Genomic DNA, 23,385 nt, shown 5'->3' with positions numbered 1-23,385 from the left:
TCCGTATAGGCGTATACTTAACAGCATCCTGATCCTTGTGATATTACAAGGTATGTTCCCCGCCAGGACGCTGGGGCAGGCGCCGCCCGTGTTCAATTGCTCAACCGGCAAAGCCTATTTACTGCAGGGTAACCCCACAGTGCCTTACGAGGTGAACCTGGCTACCGGCGCCTCCTCCCAGGTAAGCGGGCCATTGATATCCGGCGCTAATGCCAGTCTCAATGCAATTGGTTATAACCCTACGGATAATTATATATGGGGCAAGGTAGAAGGAACCAGCCAGGTTGTGCGCATTGCCGGCGACTGGTCTGTTGATGTGTATACAGTGCCCGGGCTGATCGCCAACGGCATTAATGTGGGGGATGTCAGCAGCAATGGCATCCTGTACCTGTTTGGGAATGTGAACAACAACAACACCATTCAGCGGGTGGATGTGAACCCCGCTTCCCCCACCTACCTGCAGCGGTTGCCCAACCTGACCACCACTGCCAGCGACATTACCGACTGGGCTTTCAGCCCGGTGGATGGAAACCTGTACGCGCTGGGCAATGGCGGCAGTTATAACCTGTTCCGGTTTGACACCGCCACCGGCGCACGCACTGTTGTGGGCACAGTGAGCGGCGGCGGCATCCAGGGCGCTAACGAGGCGCCCTATGGCGCTGCCTACATGGATATTGATGGTAACCTGTACTTAAGCAGCAATACCACCGGCAGGATCTTCAGGATCGCCAGTCCGCACACCGGCGGGGTAACAGCGGTTTTAATGTCGCAGGGCCCTGCTTCTGATAATAACGACGGCGCGCGGTGTCCCGCAGTAGTAGCTGACGTGCAGACGGACCTGTCCATTGTAAAGAAAGGACCGGCCACAGTAATGCCGGGTGGAGTGCTGAGCTACCAGCTTTTAATATCAAACAACGGCCCCGCTGCTGTGGCCAACGTGATTGTAACAGATCCGGCAGCGCCCAATTTCACCGCTACCGGTGTCACCTGTGCCGCTGGTAGCGGGGCAGGAGGTAACGCCGTTTGTCCTTCCGGCCTTACGGTGGCCGCGTTACAGGGGAGCGGGCTGCTGGTCCCTTCGTTGCCCGCGGGGGCTTCCATTACCCTGACCGTTACCGGTACGGCAGGAGACAGCGGCACTATTACCAATGAGGCTACCGTGTCGGCATCGGCTGCTGTTAATGACAGTTTGCTAACCAACAATCTAAGTACTTTTACAACCGTCATCAGGCCCCCCTGCACGGGCACTTCATCCGTTTATTCTTTTGATCCGGCTGCCACCCTGAGCGGCGCCGGTACGATCGGCGCCAACGGCGGCACGGTAGACCTGGTATTTACGCTTAGCAGCGGACCCGCCGTTCCCGGGCTGGGCGCCAGCTTTACCATCCCGCTGACCTATTCAGACTTCCACCAGCGCTTCAGCGGAACGGATCATACCTGGCGCGGTTTTAACAACCTGGGACCGGCAAGCTGGGATGGCGTGAACAGTACCACCGGCTTCACGATCGTACCCAATGTACAGAGTTTTTACGCGGCGCTGCCGGCCAGCAATACCAGCCAGGAGCCTGTTGTAACGCCCAATACCACGGACAACTTCTTTACCACCTACCTGGCTGACGGTACGCTGGACCAGTTGGGCACTTTTGATATTACGATCGGGACTATTCCGGCGGCGCCCAATGGCATGCAGGTCATAGCGGACAGTATCCGCATTTTCTCCAGCAATAACCTGAGCACCAATGGCAACGGGTTTGACCAGGGGGGCTGGTGGCTGAAACCTGTTGCACAGCACCGGGTATATACAAGCAGCGCCGCTTCACAAACAATACCCTTGTCCGTACCCTACGGCAACACCTATACGTACCGATACAGCGCCTTTACCGAAGGTACCCAGTTGCCGGGCGATGCAGGCAGGGGCGTAATGCTGGATATGGGCGATATTGTGTTTTGCAGGGACACGTTGCCAACCTTCGCCTGTACAGAATCTACCGGCTACCTGTTCCAGGGGATTCCCACCAGCGCTTACCAGGTGAACCTGACCACGGGAGACACCACACTGGCGAGAAGTAATTTGCTGAATACGCCTGTTAACAATGAAATAAACGGCATCGGGTACAACCAGGCAGACAATAAGCTATGGGGCATGCGCATGTACACGAACCAGGTGGCGCGTATCCATGCCGACTGGTCGGTGGATACCTTTGCGATTGCCGGCCTGCCAACCACGCCCAACCTGTATGTAGGGGATGTGAGCGCCGATGGCGTGCTGTACCTGTTCAGCGCCGATGGCGGTACGGTAAATACCATCAGGCGGGTGGACGTAAATCCATCATCACCCACCTACCTGCAGCAACTGCCTGCACTGACCACCACGCCAAGCGATATTTATGACTGGGCATTCAGCCCGGCAGACAGTAACCTGTATGCCTTACAAAGCGGTACCTACCAATTGTACCGCTTTAACCCCACCACCGGAGCGCGTACCACGGTAGGTACGGTGGCCGGCGGCGGCATCCAGGTGGATAATGGCAGCAATCCCTTCGGCGCCGTTTACATGGATGCCAACGGCAGCCTGTTCGTAGGCAATAATGCGACCGGCAAGGTCTATAAGATCGCCGATCCGCACCTGGGCAATACCACGGCGGAATTTGTTACCAACGGCCCCGTCTCCGGCAGTAATGATGGCGCGCGTTGCCCGCTTACCATTATTGCAGTGCCGCCGGTAGCGGTAAACGATACCGCCGTAACAGATGCCGGTGTGCCGGTGATCATCCCCGTGCTGCAGAATGACAGCACCTCGGCAGACGGCGCACCGCTGGACAGCGGCAGCGTGTCGATCACCCGTCAGCCGCAGCAGGGCACGGTTACAGTAGATGCCGGTGGTAAGCTCACCTATACGCCCGGCGCCGGCTATACGGGAATGGATACGCTGCAATACATAGTGAAGGATACCGCAGGCCTGGCCGATACGGCTACCGTATTTATCAGGGTAACGCCGGTACAACCTGTATTCGACTGTATATCCGCTACCGGCTACCTGGTACGGGATAATCCCGCGGATATGTACCTGGTGGATATTTCAACCGGCGCTGTCACGCTGGCAAAAGACAACCTGTTGGGCGGCGCCAATGCCGGGATGAATGCAATGGGCTATAATGTAACCGATAACCTCCTTTGGGCGGCGCGTAACGGTACCAACCAGGTCGTGCGTATAGGCAGCGATTGGTCGGTGCAGGCGTTCGCCATTGCCGGGCTGCCTGCCAGCGGTAATTTTAACACCGGCGACATTGACAGTGATGGCATCCTGTACCTGTATGCCGGTTCTCCCGGCACCAGTACTACCATATACCGGGTGGATGTGAACCCTGCATCCCCCGGCTACCTGAAAGCATTGCCGCCATTGACCACAACGGCTTCCACTATTTCAGACTGGTCCTTCAGTCCTGTGGATAGCAGCTTATATGCAATTGATGATTATAACTGGCAGTTGTACCGTATCAATCCTGCAACCGGTGCGCGTACCCTTGTAGGTGCGGTAAGCGGCGGCGGTATCCGGGGCGCTCAGACCTTTGGGTCTTCCTATATGGATGCGGCGGGCGATCTGTATGTGACCAACAATACTACCGGCAACATTTACCGGATTGCCAGTCCGCATACGGGCGGTATCACTGCTGCTCTTATTTCGCAAAGCCCGGCGGGCGGAGGCGATGGCGCCCGCTGCCCGCTGGCCGGCCTGCCGCCGGTTGCCGTAAATGATACGGTGACGACAGACGCGAATAAACCGGTTGTAATACAAGTGTTATATAATGACAGCACGGTAGCGGGAGGCGCACTGCTGGACAGTAGCAGTGTGACCATTACGGCGCAGCCGCGGAACGGTACGGTTACGGTAGATCCGGCCACCGGGCAGGTCACCTACACCCCGGCCCTGAACTTTACCGGCCGCGATACGCTGCAATACCTGGTAAGGGATACGGCGGGCATACCGGATACGGCGATGGTGTTTATCAGGATCGTGGCGGCGCAGCCACCCCTGAACTGTAATGCGTCTGTGGGCTTCCTGATACAGGAGAATCCTACGGACCTGTACCTGGTGAATCTCAGCAACGGCCAGTATTCCATGGTGAAGGACAACCTGCTGGGCACCGGCGCCAATACCGCCATGAACTCCATGGGGTATAATGTGAAGGATAATCACCTGTGGGCGGTTCGTTCCGGCACTAATCAGGTGGTGCGCATTGGTAGTGACTGGTCCGTGCAAACATTTGCTATTGCCGGGCTCACCGGCGCCTATCACAACGGGGACATCAACACGGATGGTATCATGTACTTCTACGCGGCAAGCACTGAAATTTTCAGGATAGACCTGAACCCTGCTTCTCCGAATTACCTGAAAGCGTTGCCGCCATTGACCACCGTAGCCACAGCTATTGCCGATTGGGCCTTCAGTCCCATTGACGGCAACCTTTATGGTGTTGAGATTGTCAATGCTATTCCCCGCCTGGTCCGCTTCAACCCCAACACCGGCGCACGCACTGTTGTAGGCGACGTTGCCGGCGGCGGCATTCGGGCTGCCACCGGTTTTGGCGCCGTATACATGGATGTGGAAGGTAGCCTGTACCTGAGCGATAATGCCAGCGGTAGCATCTTTAAGATCGCTAACCCGCATAATGGGAACCTGACAGCCACCTTTATGGCAAGTGGCCCCTCTTCCGGCAATAATGATGGCGCCCGTTGCCCGCTGACGCTGGTGGTATCCACACCTGTAGCGGTAAATGACAGCGCCGCCACTCCCGTGAATGTGCCGGTGACCCTGAATATACTGGACAATGACAGTACGGCCACAGATGCGGCGCCGCTGGACAGCAGTGGCACAACGGTTATTACGCAACCGCTGCATGGCAGCATTACCCTGGATTCCAGCGGTAACCTTACCTACACGCCCGACAGCGCTTTTGTTGGCCTGGACAGCCTGCAATACGTGGTAAGCGATACCCTGGGTGCTACCGATACTGCTACGGTATATATAACCACATTGGCAGATCGCGATAATGATGGTGTTCCCGACATTACCGATCCTGACGATGATAACGATGGCATACCGGATACGGTTGAACAAGGCCCTGACCCGGACAACCCTCGGGATACCGATGGCGATGGCGTACCGGATTACCTGGACCTGGATTCCGACAATGATGGCATTGTAGATAACATAGAAAGTCAAAGCACCGATGGCTACATACCACCCAGCGGCTCAGATACGGATGGCGATGGCCTGGACGATGCCTACGATCCCACGAATGGATTTGGCGGACCTGGCCTGGCGCCGGTAAATACCGACAGCACCGATACGTCGGATTATTTAGACCTGGATACAGACAATGACGGCAAGCCGGATATTATTGAAGGCTGGGATACCAACGGCAATGGTGTGATAGATGGTGCAGAAAAACAGCCTGACACGACAGACGTAGATAACGACGGCCTGCTGGATGGCTTTGATGCGGACACTACTGTCATCAATCCCACTAACGGCACTACCCCAACGAGCTACCCGGATATGAACAACCCCGGCGATGACCGCGACTGGCGTGACCCGGTACCTGCTAAGGATACGGATGGCGATGGTATACCCGACATTACCGACCCTGACGATGATAACGATGGCATACCGGATACGGTTGAACAAGGCCCTGACCCGGACAACCCGCCGGACACTGACGGCGATGGCATACCGGATTACATCGACATAGATGCCGATAATGACGGCATTGTAGATAACATAGAAAGTCAAAGCACCGATGGCTACATACCGCCCACCGGCACAGATACAGATGGTGATGGCCTGGACGATGCCTACGATCCCACGAATGGTTTTGGCGGACCTGGTCTAACACCGGTGAACAAAGACAGCTCCGATGTACCGGATTACCTGGACCTGGATACGGACAATGACGGCAAGCCGGATATTATTGAAGGCTGGGATATCAATGGCAATGGCGTGATAGATGGTGCAGAAAAACAACCCGGCACTACTGATGCCGATAACGATGGCTTGCTGGATGGTTTTGATGCGGACACCGCTGCCATCAATCCCACCAACGGCACCACGCCTGCCAGCTACCCGGATATGAACAATCCCGGCAATGACCGCGACTGGCGTGACCCGGTACCTGCTAAGGATACGGATGGCGATGGTGTTCCCGACATTACCGACCCTGACGATGATAACGATGGCATACCGGATACGGTTGAACAAGGCCCTGACCCGGACAACCCTCGGGATACCGATGGCGATGGCGTACCGGATCACCAGGACCTGGACAGCGATAACGACGGCGTACCTGATATCATAGAAGCCGGCGGTAGCGATCCTGACGGCGACGGTATGGGCGATCCCACCGACACGGATAACGACGGTGTACCGGATGAATTTGATCCGGACCAGGGTGGCACCCCGCTGACCCCGCCGGATACAGACGGCGACGGCATACCGGATTACATCGACATAGATGCCGACAATGATGGCATTGTAGATAACATAGAAAGTCAAAGCACCGATGGCTACATACCGCCCACCGGTACAGATACGGATGGCGATGGCCTGGACGATGCCTACGATCCCACGAATGGATTTGGCGGACCTGGTCTGACGCCGGTGAACAAAGACAGCTCCGATGCACCGGATTATCTGGACCTGGATACGGACAATGACGGCAAGCCGGATATTATTGAAGGCTGGGATATCAATGGCAATGGCGTGATTGACGGTGCAGAAAAACAACCCGGCACTACTGATGCCGATAACGATGGTCTGCTGGATGGCTACGATAACGACCCAACGACAATCAACCCCACTAACGGCACTACGCCTGCCAGCTACCCGGATATGAATGATCCCGGCAATGACCGCGACTGGAGAGAGCCGGTATCCGGCCCGGATAATGACAACGACGGCGTACCGGATGATATAGACCTGGATGACGACAACGATGGTATACCCGATACCACCGAAATCGGACCTGACCCGAACAACCCGGTAGATACCGATGGCGACGGCATCCCGGACTACCAGGACCTGGACAGCGATAACGACGGCGTACCGGATATCATAGAAGCCGGCGGCACGGATACCAATGGCGACGGACTGGTAGATGACCCAACTGACCAGGATAAGAACGGGGTGCCCGATAAATATGATCCTGCACAGGGCGGTACCCCGCTGACCCCGCTGGATACGGATGGCGACGGCATCCCCAATGCGCAGGACCTGGATAGTGATAATGACGGTATACCGGATGTGGTGGAAGCCGGCGGCACAGACGCCAATAACGACGGCAAACCGGATGGGCCGTTCACTGATGCAGACAAAGACGGGTTCAACGATGCGATAGATCCCGTGAACAATACTCCGACAGGCGGTACACCATTGGTAATAACCGGCCCGGATAATAACGCTGACGGCAAGCCGGACAGCTACCCGGCCGGGGATGACCAGGACAGGGATGGTGTACCCAACCTGTGGGATATAGACTCCGACAACGACGGTATTACCGATGTGCAGGAAGCCGGCCTCCCGGATACGGACAACAATGGCCTGGCAGACGGCGCAGATACCGACGGCAACGGCTGGAGCGACCCGGTGGATAACCTGCCGGCGCTGACACCACCCGACACGGATGGCGATGGCCTGCCGGATTACCTGGACCTGGATGCGGATAACGACGGTATTGTAGATAACATAGAAGCGCAAAGCACCAACGGTTACCTGCCGCCCACCGGTATGGACAGTGATGGCGATGGGCTGGATAATGCTTACGACCCCACGAATGGCCCGGGTGGTGCAGGTACAACGCCGGTAAATACTGATGGCGCTGATACACCGGATTACCTGGACCTGGATACGGATAATGACGGCAAGCCCGACCGCCTGGAAGGCTGGGATACCAACGGCAACGGTGTGATAGACGGTGATGAAAAGCAACCCGGCGCCGCCGATGCCGACAACGACGGCCTGCTGGATGGCTACGACGCTAACCCGGCGGCAGCGGACCCCACCAACGGCACTATGCCCGGCAGCTACCCGGATGTGAACAACCCGGGCAATGACCGCGACTGGCGGCAACCGGAAGCACCGGTAACCGACCTGGCCGTGACCGTAACGCCGCAAACCACCACGATCCGTACAGGCGATTACGTTACCTATACGGTGGAAGTAGTGAACAACGGGCCGGATAACGCTACCGGCGTGGTGGTGTCCAACCTGCTGCCACCCATGCTGAACGCGCCCAGGGACATACTGGTGGCCAGTGGCGCCGCTACCTACGACCCGGCTACGCACGCTATTATATGGAACGTGGGACCGCTGGCGCTGGATGAAAGACTGGTGCTCACCTTCACGACCCGCGTATTGAGCAACGGCAGCATGACTGACAGTGCGGTGGTGCGCGGCAACGAACAGGAGCTGGTGATGGACAACAACGAGGACATCGCGCCGGTGGTCACCGTGGAAGGAGAGGAGCTGTTCATTCCCAACACCTTCACCCCCAACGGTGACGGCAGGAACGACCGCTTTGTGATCAAAGGATTGTCAAGGTACACGAACGTACGCATAGAGATCTATAACCGCTGGGGCAACCAGGTATATCGTTCAGATAACTACAGCAATGACTGGGACGGCGCCGGGTTAAGCCAGGGCATCTACTACTACGTGCTGAAAGTAAGGGATGCAGCAGGCGCGGAAAAAGAATTCCAGGGCTGGCTTCAATTGTTGCGGTAATCATTTGTAGAACTTTAAAAATTGTCTTATGACAAGGAAAATAATCTCCATCCTGTTCCTGCTCACGGCCAGCGCAGCGGCCGTGGCGCAACAGAACCTGCAGTTCAGCCAGTATGCGTTCAACGGGTTAAGTGTAAACCCCGCATATGCAGGCTACAAGGAAATGTGGTTTCTCAACGCCACCTACCGGCAGCAGTGGACCAGCCTGCCCGGCGCGCCCAAAACCGGCTCCATCTCTATAGACGGGGTGGCGCCCGCCCCGGACAACAGGGTAGGGCTGGGGCTGCAGTTCATGTACGACAAGCTGGGGCCGCAGCAGGCGCTGGCATTGTATGCAAACTATGCTTACCGTATCCCATTGGATGAAACCGGCAATCGGCGCATATGCTTAGGCATAGGCGCCGGCGCCACCCAGTACTCGGTAGACGGGACGGCGCTTACCTATAACGACGATAACGACCAGGCTATTCCGCCTGGCGTGGCCCGGAAAATAGTGCCCGATTTCCGCTTCGGCGTTTACTTTTTTACCCCGCGGTTTTATGCCGGCCTTTCTGCCATGGACCTTCTTTCTGAAATTAACGATGGCACGCGCTATTCCTGGAAAGGGAATGATTACGCGACCATCAAAAAGATCCGGCACTACTACCTGACCCTGGGCACCATGTTCCCGCTGTCGGAGCACGTGTCCTTTAAGCCTTCCCTGCTGGTGAAGGAGGACTTCAAGGGCCCTACCAACCTGGACCTGAACGCCGTTTTCCTGGTCGTGGAAAAGATATGGCTGGGCGCCTCCTGGCGCACGGGGGTAAAGGTGTGGAATAAGGATCACCTGCAGGACAACCTGAGCCAGAAGGACGCCTTCAGTTTCCAGGTGCAGTTCTTTGCAACGGACTACCTGCGCATAGGTTACGCTTATGACTATACGACGAACGGACTGGCCAGCTACGAAAAAGGCACGCACGAAATAGGCATCGGTTACGGGCTATTCTCCCGGAAGAACAAAGCCAGGACCTTAAGCCCCCGCTATTTTTAATGTGCCGGTACGCACTTCAATAAATTGATCAGCTATGAAGCAACTTTTCCTTACGATAGTCTTTACCTCCCTGCTGCTGTCTGTATATGCGCAGGAGCAGCCAAGGGTCAGGAGGCAGGCGGACGAACATTTTATGCGCTACGAATACGGCAATGCCGCCCTCCTCTACGAGGACCTTATAAAGCACAGGAGCAAGGTAGACCCGGAAGTGATCACCCGCCTGGCGTATTGCTACCGGAAGATGAATGCTTACGAAAAAGCGGCCCAATGGTATGCAAAAGCTACGGCGGATGCAACGCATGCCAAAGCGGAGGACTGGCTGTATTACGGGGATGCCCTGAAAAGCCTGGGCCGTTATGAGGAAGCGGTAGCGCAGTACAACAAATATGCGCAACAGCCGGGCGCTGACCAGGCCCGGGTGAAAGATCGTATCGCAGGGTGCGACTCCGCAAAAATATGGCTGGCATCGCCGGACACGGATTTTGTTTTGCGTAATGCCGCACCGGCCAATACCAGCTATGCGGATTGGGGTGGCATTTTTTACAAGACCTCTTATGCCTTGTTCACCTCCGACAGCCTGCGCCGCGATGAGCTATCCGGCAAAAGCAAAAGATACCGCCGCTCCTATGGCTGGACCATGCAGGACTATGCGCGCCTGTACCTGGGACGCGAGGATAAATATGGCAGGATCACCATCCGCGACCTGTCGCCCAGGCTGAACAAATTCAAATATCATATCGGGCCCCTGGCGTATACCGCTGATTACGACACCGTGTACTTTACCATTACCAACCCCGACCGGCCGCACGGGAAAAAGATGAAAGGCTGGCCGGTATACGGTACCAGGCGCCTGATGGTCTTCTATTCCGTGAATAAGAACGGCGCCTGGCAAAAGCCGGTACCCTTTGCCTATAACCGGCCGGATTCCTTTTCCGTAGGGCATGTGGCGCTGAGTGCAGACGGCAGTGTGCTGTACTTCGCCTCTGATATGCCCGGCGGCTATGGCGAGACCGATATCTGGTACTGCGAAAAACAGCCGGATTCCACCTGGGGCACGCCGAAGAACTGCGGTCCGGTGATCAACACGCCGGAACAGGACGAGTTCCCCACGGTATCTGGCGGGAACGTTTTTTACTACGCCAGCAAGGGCCACGCAGGCATGGGCGGCTTTGACATTTTTGAAGCCAGCGGCGCCCGCGACCAGTGGAGCGCCCCGGTAAACCTGCATGTGCCGCGCAACTCGCCCGCCGATGACTTTTTCTACACGGTGATCCATAACGAAAAAGGCTTCCTGTCATCCAACCGCGAGGGCGGGAAAGGCGATGATGATATTTACTTCCTCAGCTTCAACCCGGAGCCCCTGCGTACGCCCATTAAGCCACTGCTCACCATTAAGCTGGAAGGCTCCACCTGTCCCAACTTCCTGGGCTGCTGTGTGTACCTGTATAACAAGCAGCGCGGCATCGGCTGGTGCTACCTGTTGGAAGATGGTCATTTTGAGGCCATGCTGGAAGCGGATACGGAATATGAGATCAGGGTGTACGTGAACGGAACCTTGCGGCAAACCATCCCCGTGGATACCCACGGCGTGCAGGATGCCACTACTATTGAAAAGCTGATCTGCCCCGGGCAGCAGTAAAATAAATAACCGGCTGGCTGGCGGTAAAGGCCAGCAGCCGGTATAAAAACGCATTGGCTATCAACCGATAGATGAATAGCATACGTGGAGGGGCTGCCTGTCCAGGCGGCCCCATTCTTGTATCTATTAACTACCGGAACGTAAAATTGTTCAGTATCCGTTTGTTTTAGCAGGCGAACGTTGAAAAATCAGGTATTTCTACGCATGGTTTATTCCGGGAAAAATGCCACCTTGCATACGTTATTAGCTCCGATGAACGGCTGTCAGTAACTTGCCATTACCCCAAAGCATCAGCAAGGATATATCCTGCGGACCCCAAAAGAATTCCTGGTTCACTAAAACAGTGATACATGGCTGCTATTCCCAATCCTCCCAATTACTACGCTAAAACGCCGCCATTTCGCAAACTGCGCGGGTATGCGTTTGATCCCAGCCTGTCCCTTAAAATAGACACGGCCGCCATTAACGACATTATTTACAAAGTGCCCTGGGAGCCGCTTACGCCGGGCCCGGTAGGCGAATACATAGAGGTGGTGGACTATGACCCGACCGTAGGCCGGTATTACAAGGCCGTGAACCTGGATGATGATTACATCCTGGCCCAGGACGGCATGGACCCCAGCGAAAGCGATCCGCAGTTTCACCAGCAGATGGTGTATGCGGTAGCCATGACCACCATCCGCAACTTTGAAAGGGCGCTGGGCCGCAAGGTGCTGTGGGAATCGCGCAGGATACTGAACGTGGATGTGAAGGAAGAGTATGTGCGCCGCCTGCGCATTTACCCCCATGCCATGCGCGAGGCCAATGCCTATTACAGCCCGGTAAAGAAGGCGCTGCTGTTCGGCTACTTTGCTTCCACACCGGCAGACGAGACCCTGCACATGCCCAATTCCGTAGTGTTTACCTGCCTGAGCCACGATATTATTGCCCACGAGATCACGCACGCCATACTGGACGGTCTGCATAACTACTATAACGAGCCTACCAACCCGGATGTGCTGGCCTTTCATGAGGCTTTTGCAGATATTGTGGCCCTGTTCCAGCACTTTACGTTTCCCGAAGTATTGAAGCACCAGATATCCAAAACCCGCGGCGACCTGGGCGCGCAGAACCTGCTGGGACAACTGGCGCAGGAGTTTGGCAGCGCCATTGGTGACTACGGCAGCCTGCGCGACGCCATTGGCGGCATAGACGAGACCACCCGGGAGTGGCAGCCGCACGTGCCGGACCCCGCGGCCTACCGGCGGGAAATGGAGCCGCATGCCAGGGGCAGCATCCTGGTGGCTGCCGTGTTTGAAGCGTTCCTTGCTATCTATAAGAGCCGGATCGCCGACCTGCTGCGTATTGCCTCCAATGGCACCGGCATCCTGCGCCAGGGCGACATTCCGCCCGACCTGACGGACCGCCTGGCCAATGAAGCCGCCAAGGCCGCCGGGCATGTGCTGACCATGTGCATCCGCGCGATCGATTACTGCCCGCCCATTGACATCACCTTCGGCGATTACCTCCGCGCCATTATTACGGCGGATATGGATGTGGTGGCGGACGATAACCGCGACTACCGCCTGGCCTTTATTGACGCTTTCCGCAGAAGGGGCATTTACCCGGAAGGGGTGAAGACCCTGAGCGTGGAAAGCCTGCGTTTCCCGCTGCGTAATATCGGCTACATACAGGGGGAGAACGGCACGGCGAACCAGGAGGACCATAACGGCTATACCAGCGAGACCACCAAAGAGCTGCTGGGCATCGTGAACGGCTTCCTGCGCGGCTACGGCAACGAGATCAAATACGTGAACGACCGGGAAAAGATCTACTACAAGACCCGGGAATACATTACCGGCCTGTATGAAGAAGGCAAGCCCCTGGTGCCGGGCCTGCACAGTTGCCTGAACGAGCGGTTTACTCACTCCATGGATTTTGCCCGGCTCACGGGGCTGGCCTTTGTAGAGAATTTCCGGGAGCTGGGCCTGCGCAGGTCCGGCAAGTACGAAGGCGCCTCTTTCCAGGTGCTGAAGCTGAGGCTGGTGTCCCGCGTAGGGCCCAATGGCGCGCAGGTCAACAATGTGGTGTTTTCCATTGTACAGCGCGCCGGCGTGGTGTTCCGGAACGGGGAGATCGTGGAGCATTATACGCCTGCCCGGGACCCGCTTTCCGACAAGACAGACGCCGGCGTGCCCGTTCCCGAAGGCGGCTTTGAGTTCAGGGGCGCCTGCACTCTGATATTTGACCTGGACTCCCAGCGGCTCAAATACGTGATCACCAAGCCTATACTGGATGTAGACAGCCTGGACAGCGACCGGCCGCCCGCGTTGAACCTTAAACGGATCCGCGCGCAGTATGCGTACCAGCACGGGGAAACAGATACCGGCATCAATGAATATTTCCGCTATTTCGGGAACGGCTTTCACCAGATGGCAGAGCCTTTCGCATTCCTTCACCAGCATTAACCGTTTACCATGACCACACCAATAAAAACAGGCCACAAGATCATGGCCACTCCCGCAATTACCCACGGTATACGTATGCCGCTAAAGTCCGACCGCGTGGCCATCCGCATGTATTGCCTGGGCACCGGCGATTGCTTTGTGCTGAAATTCATGAGCGGGAAGGCCCGCTGCTTTACCGTGATGATAGACTGCGGTAGCTGCAAGGGCGGCCCTGCGGAGTTCAGGCCCTTCCTGGAAGACCTGGCCGCCTATGTGAACAATACCATAGACCTGCTGGTGATAACGCACGAGCACAACGACCATGTGAACGGCTTTGCCAAGCACCCGGATATCTTTGAAGCCATGGACATCCGGGAAGCCTGGTTTGCCTGGACGGAAAACCCGGACGATCCCAACGGGCGTGCGCAGGAGCTGCTGAAGCAGCGCAGCCATATGCGCCTGGCCCTGCAAAATGCCATCCAGGCATACAAGGCCCGGCATGAGCAGCGGGAGCTGAAGGCCCGCAGCAACGGCCACCGTACCTTTGAGCAACTGATACTCAATAACAGCCGCGCTTTCCTGAACGGGCTCAACACCCTGGCGGAGATCAACCTGGAAGGCGCTGCAGGCGGGAAGTCACTGCCCGGCATGCGCATCATCAAACAGCTACTGAAAAAGAAAAAGACAAAGGTGCGCTACCTGGACCCCGGCGATATCCTGACCCTGCAGCAGGCGCCCGGCATAAAGTTCCATGTGCTGGGACCGCCTTCAAAAAGGGATTACATTTTTAAGAACGGCAAGCCGGGCGTGGATACCTATGACAAACACCTGGCCCTGGATGAAAGCTCGCTGTCCGTGAACGCCTTCCTGTCATTGAACAACAGTGTGCGGAATGATGTGCCTTTTGCCGTGGATTACCTGGTGAATGGCGACGATACGCAAAGCATATACGAAGATGCGCGCAACGAATGGCGCCGCATTGATAACGACTGGCTGTGCAGCGCCGGCTCCCTGGCGCTGCGGCTGAACAGCCATATCAATAACACCAGCCTGGCCCTGGCCATGGAGTCCGAAGCTACCGGCAAGGTGCTGCTGTTTCCCGGCGATGCCGAATATGGTAGCTGGGAGAGCTGGCATGAAATTGAGAAATGGAAGAGTAGGGGAAAGGATGGAAAGCACCTGGCGGAGGACCTGCTGAACAGGACCGTTTTTTATAAAGTAGGCCATCACCTGAGCTATAACGGCACCGCGCTGGAAAAAGGCATACTGATGATGGAAAGCGAGGAGCTGGCCGCCATGGCTACGCTTGACCGGCGCCGCATTGCAGAGAAATGGAAAAGCACGATGCCCAACAAATATCTGCTGCAGGAGCTGATCAGGCGTTGCCAGGGAAGGGTGTTTGTAATGGACGAATACCAGCTTGGTAACCGTCCTTCCCGGCAGTTGGACCCGCTTACGCTGGGCCGGAAAGTGTACGGTGAAGGATGGTCCGAAGATGGTAAAAGCATCCTCTACAAACAATATACTATCAGCCTTTAGCGGCCGGCCAGGTGTTATCGCCGGTATTGGCGTCCATGAAAATGCCGCCATCCAGCACCAGGGATTGTATTTTCTTTTTGGTGGCGATCTGCACGGCCGCGCGCTTTTGATTGACCTGCCATACCAGCGGCGTCTGGTGCAGGATTTCCGTGCTGCCATCCGTGTAGGTCACCTTTACATCAAAGGGCGCCGCCATGCCGCCCGGGTTGTCGATGGTGAGCGTATAGCCGGAGCCGTTAGGCGACACCTGCTTTACCGCCAGGTCTATATAGTTGGGTGAAAAGAACCAGTTGTTCCAGAACCAGTTCAGGTCTTTCCCTGCCGCGTTGTTAAATGTATAGAAGAAATCCCAGGGAATGGGGTGCTTGCCGTTCCAGCGTTCCATGTAAGTATGGAGGCATTTTTTGAACAGCGCATCGCCCAGCATGTCCTTCACGGCCAGGTAACCCAGGGCCGGCTTGCCATACTGGTTGCTGCCCAGCACCCTGCCGGCCAGCACGTCTCCCGGTGTAATGATCGGGATGTCTTCCTCCTGTGTATCGTCATTGATCCAGGGTGCTACGCGGAACCGTTTGAAAAACGTTTCCGCCTTTTCCGTGCCCAGGTCGGCCCGGCCTATCAGCAGCTCGAAGGTGGTGGCCCAGCCTTCATCCATGAAGCCGTAGCGGGTTTCGTTAATGCCCATGTAAAAAGGCATGTAGGTATGAGCTATTTCATGTTCCGCTACAAAGCGGGAGAAGGTGGGATCATCGTAGGTCTCGTCATTGGCCATCATCGGATACTCCATACCGGCATAGCCCTGCACGATGCAGGTTTTTTCATAAGGGTAGGCAATGCCGGGCCAGTGGTGCGAAAGCCAGTCCAGGGAATGCCGGCCGTATTGCACCATGCTGTGAAAATCCTTCGCGGTGTCATTATAGAATGCCTGTACGCCGGCGCGTCTTCCCGATATATCATCCACTACCACGCTGGCGGCATCCCATACATAATGATTGCTGAGGGCAAAGGCTACATCCGGCACATGGCTGGCTTTGAACTGCCAACTGTTGACGGCTTGTTGTGCGGTCACATTGCCGGCAGCCAGGTCTTCCGGTGTGACAATACGGATCACTTCATCAGCGGTTTGGGAGGCCTGTAATTTTTTTGCAAAAGCGGGCTGCAGCAGGGCGCCTGGCTGCTGCAGGGTGCCGGTGCCGCATACAATATAGTTTTGCGGTACATTTATAGTAACGGTATAATCGTTGAAGTCGCTGTAAAACTCCTGCGCGTCGGTAAACGCCATCCGGTCCCAACCGTTATAATCATCATATACGGCTACGCGCGGATAAAAATAGGCCAGGAACCAGGTAGTAGAATCGATCATGCCTTCGCGCCCGCTCTGCAGGGAGATGGGGTAATGCCACGCAAAGGAGAGCTTTACGGAATCATGTGGCAGCAGCGGCATAGGCAGCATCACCGCCTGCGCGGTAAAGGTGCCGGCACCGCCGGGCCATTTTTGCGTGGTCCCGTTTACAGCAAAGGCGTCGATCTGCATACCATCAGTCAGGTAATCTTTTCCGGCGCCACGCAGCCGCGGCGCACCTGGTTTATGAATGTTCAGGAAGAGCTTGATCACCAGCCGGTCCAGGGTGTCCGGGCTGTTGTTCACATAGGTGATCTCCTCCGTTCCCTTTACATTCCTGTTTGGTGGTAAAGCAGTGATCGTAATATCATAACGGCCGTAATTCTGCCAGTAATTTTTGCCTGGCCGCCCGTCCGGTGAACGGGTCTCTTTCTTATAGGCCTGCTTTACATCGCGTGGTATGTAGAGGGACTGGGCAATGGCGTGAAAAGAAATAACCACTGCAAATGCAGATAAGATGGCATGGCGGAACATAATGGTGGTGTTTAAGAGCTGAAGATAAAAATATTTTATTTAGCAAATAAATCAGCTTTCAGCCCTATCTTTGCAGCACATTGAAACAACTCGCCTCCATATTACTATTGATAGGCGTGCTGGCACAAACGTTCAGCAAAGCGATGATCGTGGCGGAGTACCAGTTGAACAGGGATTACATTGCCAAATTCCTGTGCGTGAACCGCGACAAGCCAAAGCTGCATTGTAACGGGCGCTGCCACATGATGAAAAAGATAAAGCAGGAGGAAAAGAAAGACCAGGACAACCCGGAGCGCAAGGCGGAAAACAAGTTCGAGATCATTACCGCCGCTTTCCAGCCCGCCAGCATCACTCCCTTCCGCACAGTATCCAATATGGAATATCCTGTTTTCCAGGAAAGTATCTGCACTGATTTTACTGCCTCGTTTTTTCACCCGCCCCAGGTGTAGGATTTAACTTTCGCTTTACAATTTGATTGCCTGAACAGCCGCCTGTACGCTGTTACAGCAGTCATGTATTCACCCGTTTAACTATTGAACATTATTGTCCGTACTGTCATGCCGTTGCGCATGCAGTCCACCTGTTCCTTTGCAGACTTGTGAGGGGATCGGAATGGACATACTATTGCCTTTGGATCATGAAAAGATTGTTATTGCTCTTTATTATAACAGCAGGCGCCGTACCGGTAGCACTTGCACAGGATACCACGCAGCCTGTCATGAAAGTCACCGATCTGCAGCAGGTGATCGTCAGCGCCAGCCGCTCCGCGCAAAAGCGCAGCGATGCGCCCATTGCCATCAGTACTATTACTGCTAAAACTTTGCAGGATGCCAAACCCAATCGCCTGGACCAGGTGCTGAATAAAGTGAGCGGCGTATTCATGGTGAGCCTGGCCAATGAACAGCATCAAATGAGCATCCGCCAGCCTATGACCACCAAAAGCCTTTTCCTGTACCTGGAAGACGGCATGCCCATCCGCACCACGGGCTTGTATAACCACAACGCCTTACTGGAAATGAATATGGCGGCGGCCAAACAGATAGAGGTGATCCGCGGGCCGGCATCCTCACTGTACGGCGCGGAAGCCATTGGCGGCGCCGTGAACATCATTACCCTTGCGCCTCCGCCGGTAAGGAGCGGTATGATAAGCATACAGGGGAACAACAACGGCTACAGGCGCGCCGACCTGCAGGCCGGCAGCACCTTCGGGAAATGGGGCCTGGTGGTAAGCGGTTATTATGCCAACCGCCACAACGGTCCGATCGACTACAGCGATTTTCACAAAACGGCCGTTACGCTGCGTACCGATTATAAAGCCAGCGAGCGGACCACCTGGAGCAACAGTATCAGCTTTATAGATTATTACAGCGATATGACCGGCTCCCTGGACAGTGCTGCTTTTGCGAACAAGGATTACACAACGCCTTATTCATTCACCTACCGCAAAGCGCGCGCATTGCGGGTACGCTCCTGGCTTACACAGCAATGGAACGATCGCAGCCAGACACAGTTGTCTCTCATGTTCCGCGACAATACCCTGAAGCAGAACCCGTCCTACTACATCAGCAACAACCGGACGAACCCGCTGCTGGCCAACGGGCAGGAGAACAACAGCTCCTTCAACAGCTACCTGGCGGTGGCCCAGCACCAGCAGCAATTCAAATGGCTGAACAGCAAGCTGATCGGCGGTATCAGCGCGGATATCAGCCCCAGCACCTATAACGCCCGCTACATACGGATCAACCGGGATGCAAAAGGTCATTACACCAGCTTTGCGCAAACGGATTCCACCCTGAGCGATTACGCCACCAATATCAGCAACCTGGCTTCCTACCTGCATTATGAAGTGGAACCGCTGGCCGGGTTGAAAGTAGTGGCGGCCCTGCGCTATGACTTCTACCATTTTGACTTCAATAATCATTTGTCTCCTTCCGCCAGTACAGGAGCGCCGTCTACACAGACGGACTTTAACCGGGTAACGCCCAAAGTAGGGCTTACCTATAATTACAAGGGCGTGGGCGTGTATGCCAATTACAGCCAGGGCTACGTGCCCCCGCAGGTATCCGAACTGTTCAACAGTGTGCAGGTGCCTTACCTGCAGCCGCAAACCTTTTTCAACTATGAGGCCGGCGGATGGTTTTCCCTCCTGCAGCACAAGCTGTATGCAGACTGGAGCCTGTACCTGATGAACGGTACCAACGAGATCATTTCCGTAAGGCAGGACGATGGTACTTTCCAGAACCAGAATGCCGGCAAAACCCGGCACCGCGGCATTGAATACGGCATTACCTGGCGCCCGGACCAGCAGTGGATGTTCCGCGTAAGCGGCACCAATGCCAGGCATACATTCACGGAATACAAGGAAAAGGGCAATGATTTCAGCAACAATGAAATGAGCACGGCGCCACGGTTCATCGCCAACGCAGAGTTTATGTACCACCCGGCTTTCATAAAGGGATTCCGCATAGGCCTGGAATGGCAGCACCTGGGTAAGTACTGGATGGACAACGCCAATACGCGGGAGTACAGCGGCTTCGACATCGTGCACCTGCGCACCGGCTACGCGCTGGGCAGGCTGGAGTTGTGGGTGAATGCCCTGAACCTGCTGAATAAGTACTATGCTACCATCGCCAGCAAATCTGCTTACGGCTACAGCTATAACCTGGGCGATCCGCGGGAATGGAATGTGGGCGTTGCCTGCCGCCTGGGGAAAATTAATTATTAATTATTCATGAGAAAGAAGATATATCAGGTGCACCGCACCCTGTCGCTCATTATTGCGGTGCCCGTGCTGCTATGGGCCGTGAGCGGCTTTATGCATCCGCTGATGACCACCCTCCGCCCGCAGGTAGCCACGCAGGCGTTGCCTCCGCTGGCGGTGGACAGCGCACAATTACAGACGGACCTGGCTACCGCCTTGCGGAAGAACAGGATAGACAGCATTGCCTGTTTCCGGCTGGTGCATATTGATACCACCTGGTTCTACCAAGTGCAACTGCACAATAAACAGGAGCCTGTTTACCTCAGCACCATCAACGGCCGTGAGCTGACCGCCGGCAACTGGCTGTACGCGCAATACCTGGCCCGGCAGTTCCTGGAAGGGCCCGCCCTCAGTGATACCACCGCCCCGCCGGTAGCGGTGGCGGAGCAGGAAAGCTCCCTGCATGATTGCTGTGACGCTGCTACCAACTGCGTGCTCAATGGCAGCAAAGGCAGCCAGGTGAGAGACGCCTCCATGCTGACGGCCTTTAACGAAGAATATAAAAGCATTAACCGGCTGCTGCCGGTGTACAGGGTGTCCTTTGACCGGGCGGATGGCATCCGGGTGTACGTGGAAACCACGCAGGACCGTTTTGCGTTTGCCATGGATAACAGGCGGGCGGTATTTGATACCGTGTTCCGGCTGCTGCACACCTGGGACTGGCTGAACTTTTCCGGGAAGGCCAGGCTTATCATCCTGTTCCTGCTGGCGGCGGCCGCCTGCTTTACCACGGTGCTGGGCCTGTACATTTTCTTTACCACCAAAAGCAAAAAGGTAAAAGGCAACGGCAGGGTCAGCGCCCGGCGCTATCACCGCTATACCGCCCTGGTGGCGGCGCTGTTTACCCTGCTGTGGACCTTCAGCGGCGCCTGGCATGCCCTTGCCAAGTGGAAGGACGATACCCGCGACCGTTATTTTTCGCGCAACAGCTTCCGGTCCGACAGCCTGTACCTCCCGTTCAGCGCCCTGCAGCAGGCGGTGGGATCGCCGCTTACAAATATCAGTCCCGTGAAGATGGAGGACGGCGCTTACTGGCAAGTATATACGAAGGATACGCCTGTGATCAGGTACCTGCGTATGCGCGACCTGGCCTTGCTGCCGCAGGGAGAGCAGCGCTATGCCGCTTACCTGGCCACGCTGTTCAGCGGCAATCCGCCGCAGGCGATCCGGGAGATCACGCCGGTCACAAGGTTCACGGACGAATATAACTTCACGGACAAGCGCCTGCCCGTATGGAAAGTAGGTTATGATGTGCAAAGGCGGGAAAGGTACTACGTGGAAACCCGGTCCGGCAGGCTGTCCGTACGGGTAGATGATGCGGACCTGCCCGAAGGGTATTCCTTCGCCTTGTTCCATAAGCATCATTTCATGGACTGGGGTGGGAAAGCCGCACGGGATTACAGCACCATGATATGGGCGCTGGCGCAGGTGGTGATGGTGATCGCAGGGCTGTATCTCTATTTCAGGATACGCAGCCGGGCAAAGATTTAAGCGGTTACGCCGGCCCTGTGTAGTGTTGTTGTATCAGTTGCGCCACCGCGCTGCGGGACAGGCCCGGGTCCTGTTCCGCAGTTTCTATTTTCTTTACCTGCTCCGCCAGGCCTTCATCGTTCACACAGTCCCGCATCCAGTTGGAGTAGTCGTGCCTTTTCAGGTGGAACAGCCAGGTATCGTCATCCACGCCCTGCGCCAGCTCTGCAAAGGTGTGCAGGTTATTGGCTTTCAGGCGCAGCTTGTTTGCCGGCCCGGTAAAGTAGAAGCTGTCCGGCCCCATATCGCCGGTAGCGTATTTTCTTTTATGCCGCTGCAGTATATGCTGCGGTACCATGGTCCTTACCAGGAAGGGCGCTTCACCGGAAGGCCGGTGCCATACCAGCGCTTCCCCTTTTTGCAGGGAAATATCGGGCAGGGCAGGGGCGGTTTCGCCTTTCAGCTCGGCATACCGGCGGATGGTTTCCTGCGGCGCATCGCCCACGGCCGCAATAGTGGTGGCCTGCTCCGGTAAGGAGCGGTGCAGCAGCTCCGGGCTGGTGGTAATGACCATGAAGTTGCGGAAGGTGGTGAGCGTGGCAAATGTTTGCGGGTCGGCCACGGCCGGTGCCAGGTGGTGCGCCTCATCCAGCAGCAGCCAGTGCGGGCGGCCTTTTTCCTGCTGCAGGGCCTGCATGGCCGCCAGCAGCTTTTGCAGGAAAAATGGCTTTTCTTCCATGGACAGCGCCAGCGTACAGGCGATCACGCTCTGGTAGGGTTTTTCCAGCAACTGCAGCAGCTCTTCCATGGCCGGCGGCTGGTCCACATCGCCAATGGTGACCACGTCCTGCAGCCCCAGGTAGTCGCCCTCGGGGTCCACCATGCAGAACTGGTAGCCATGCTGTAGCAATATTTCCATAAAGGCCGCGGTCAATGTGGTCTTTCCGCCACCGCTGGTGCCGGCCAGGATAATGCTGCTGCCGTATGGGCTGATCTGGAAGGGCGTGTTGTCAAAACGGTCGCCCAGGGGCAGGTAATGCCTTTGCAGCATCGGGTCCAGCGACAGCAGGTCCTCTTCCCGCATGCGATCGGCCAGTTGCATCACGCCGGCCCCGTGGTCTGCCGGCGTCACCCAGTCACTGATGTCCCGCAAGGAAGGCAGCGCGTTGGCCACGCTTACCGCGCATTCCGCCGCCTGCAGCAGGGCGGTGTCGTTTTCCGCATCACCTACCGCCACTACGTTATGCCGGGAAAAGCCCAGGGCTGCCAGGGCCGCCTCTAGGCCTTTTGACTTGTTGATGCCGGGCGGCAGCACCATTACCGCGCCCTTGTTGAAAATGATCTGGTGCTCCAGTCCCATTTCTTTGATCACTTCCAGTACCGTGGCCTGGTGCGGCTCCCAGGTAGCCACGATCACCCGTCCTTTGGAAAGGGGTTGTACACCGCGCGCCAGCAGCTTTTCCACGAAGGCAGGCGGCGGCGGGGCGCCCAGCCTGGTTTCCTCCAGGGTAGCCGGATCGTAGATCAGCGCCCCGTTTTCTGCTACAATGCGTTCAAATAAGGTGTGCGCCGGGAAGATGGACTTCAACTCGTCCAGCTCCCGGCCCGTTACCAGCAGCAGGACGCGGCCGCTGGCCTTCAATGCTTTCAGCGATTCTACCACTTCGCCGGGAACCGCTCCATGGTGCGCGATGGTGCCATCGTAATCCGTGGCCAGTACACAGTATCTCATGCCGGAATGAGGTGCAGGAATTGTACCATACTGCCATAATATCCCTACTTTTGTATAACAACGGCCTTATCCGGGAGCGGGTACAACTATATGCAGACGCCTGGGCTTACTGTTATGAAAGACCGAACAATGT

Annotated in this window: 10 protein-coding genes; 8 read left to right on the top strand and 2 right to left on the bottom strand. The window is 56.2% G+C overall.

Going from position 1 to position 23,385, the window contains the following annotated elements; translation table 11 throughout:
* Nucleotides 1-37: 37 nt before the first annotated feature.
* The 5 genes from LX66_RS25075 to LX66_RS25055 all read left to right on the top strand — a co-directional run bounded on the left by LX66_RS25075 (nt 38) and on the right by LX66_RS25055 (nt 15,413).
* A complete protein-coding gene (locus LX66_RS25075; RefSeq protein WP_158642754.1) occupies nt 38-8,779 on the top strand; it encodes a DUF6923 family protein in 8,742 nt (2,913 codons plus the stop codon).
* Between the two features lie 28 nt (nt 8,780-8,807).
* A complete protein-coding gene (locus LX66_RS25070; protein ID WP_145718625.1) occupies nt 8,808-9,809 on the top strand; it encodes a PorP/SprF family type IX secretion system membrane protein in 1,002 nt (333 codons plus the stop codon).
* Nucleotides 9,810-9,843: 34 nt separating this feature from the next.
* Complete coding sequence (locus LX66_RS25065) at nt 9,844-11,448, top strand: tetratricopeptide repeat protein (protein ID WP_145718623.1); 1,605 nt, start codon at nt 9,844-9,846, stop codon at nt 11,446-11,448.
* Between the two features lie 350 nt (nt 11,449-11,798).
* A complete protein-coding gene (locus LX66_RS25060; RefSeq protein ID WP_145718621.1) occupies nt 11,799-13,895 on the top strand; it encodes a gluzincin family metallopeptidase in 2,097 nt (698 codons plus the stop codon).
* Nucleotides 13,896-13,904: 9 nt separating this feature from the next.
* Nucleotides 13,905-15,413 (top strand): MBL fold metallo-hydrolase, encoded by a 1,509-nt coding sequence (locus tag LX66_RS25055; RefSeq protein WP_145718620.1) that lies wholly within the window; start codon nt 13,905-13,907, stop codon nt 15,411-15,413.
* Here the strand turns inward: LX66_RS25055 and LX66_RS25050 are convergent.
* The gene (locus tag LX66_RS25050; RefSeq protein WP_145718617.1) at nt 15,403-17,289 is read right to left on the bottom strand and encodes a M1 family metallopeptidase; all 1,887 of its coding nucleotides are present in this window, start codon (nt 17,287-17,289) and stop codon (nt 15,403-15,405) included. The two genes, LX66_RS25055 and LX66_RS25050, sit on opposite strands and share 11 nt — an antisense overlap.
* 80 nt (nt 17,290-17,369) lie before the next feature.
* Here LX66_RS25050 and LX66_RS25045 point away from each other — a divergent pair, with 80 nt between their 5' ends.
* The 3 genes from LX66_RS25045 to LX66_RS25035 all read left to right on the top strand — a co-directional run bounded on the left by LX66_RS25045 (nt 17,370) and on the right by LX66_RS25035 (nt 21,541).
* On the top strand, nt 17,370-17,738 hold the full coding sequence (locus tag LX66_RS25045) for a hypothetical protein (RefSeq protein WP_145718616.1): 369 nt from the start codon (nt 17,370-17,372) through the stop codon (nt 17,736-17,738).
* A 188-nt stretch (nt 17,739-17,926) separates the two neighbouring features.
* Nucleotides 17,927-20,014: a TonB-dependent receptor gene (locus LX66_RS25040; protein ID WP_145718614.1), complete on the top strand. Its 2,088-nt coding sequence runs from the start codon at nt 17,927-17,929 to the stop codon at nt 20,012-20,014.
* A 6-nt stretch (nt 20,015-20,020) separates the two neighbouring features.
* On the top strand, nt 20,021-21,541 hold the full coding sequence (locus LX66_RS25035) for a PepSY domain-containing protein (RefSeq protein WP_145718612.1): 1,521 nt from the start codon (nt 20,021-20,023) through the stop codon (nt 21,539-21,541).
* A gap of 4 nt (nt 21,542-21,545) precedes the next feature.
* Here the strand turns inward: LX66_RS25035 and LX66_RS25030 are convergent, their stop codons facing one another.
* Entirely contained in the window at nt 21,546-23,252 is a 1,707-nt protein-coding gene (locus LX66_RS25030; RefSeq protein ID WP_145718610.1) for an HAD family hydrolase, read from the bottom strand.
* Nucleotides 23,253-23,385 lie beyond the last annotated feature (133 nt).

The sequence above is a fragment of the Chitinophaga japonensis genome (genome assembly GCF_007830125.1).
Taxonomy (GTDB): Bacteria; Bacteroidota; Bacteroidia; order Chitinophagales; family Chitinophagaceae; genus Chitinophaga; species Chitinophaga japonensis.
The sequence above is the reverse complement of the archived record's forward strand: the minus strand, read 5'-3'. Positions and strand labels throughout refer to the sequence as shown.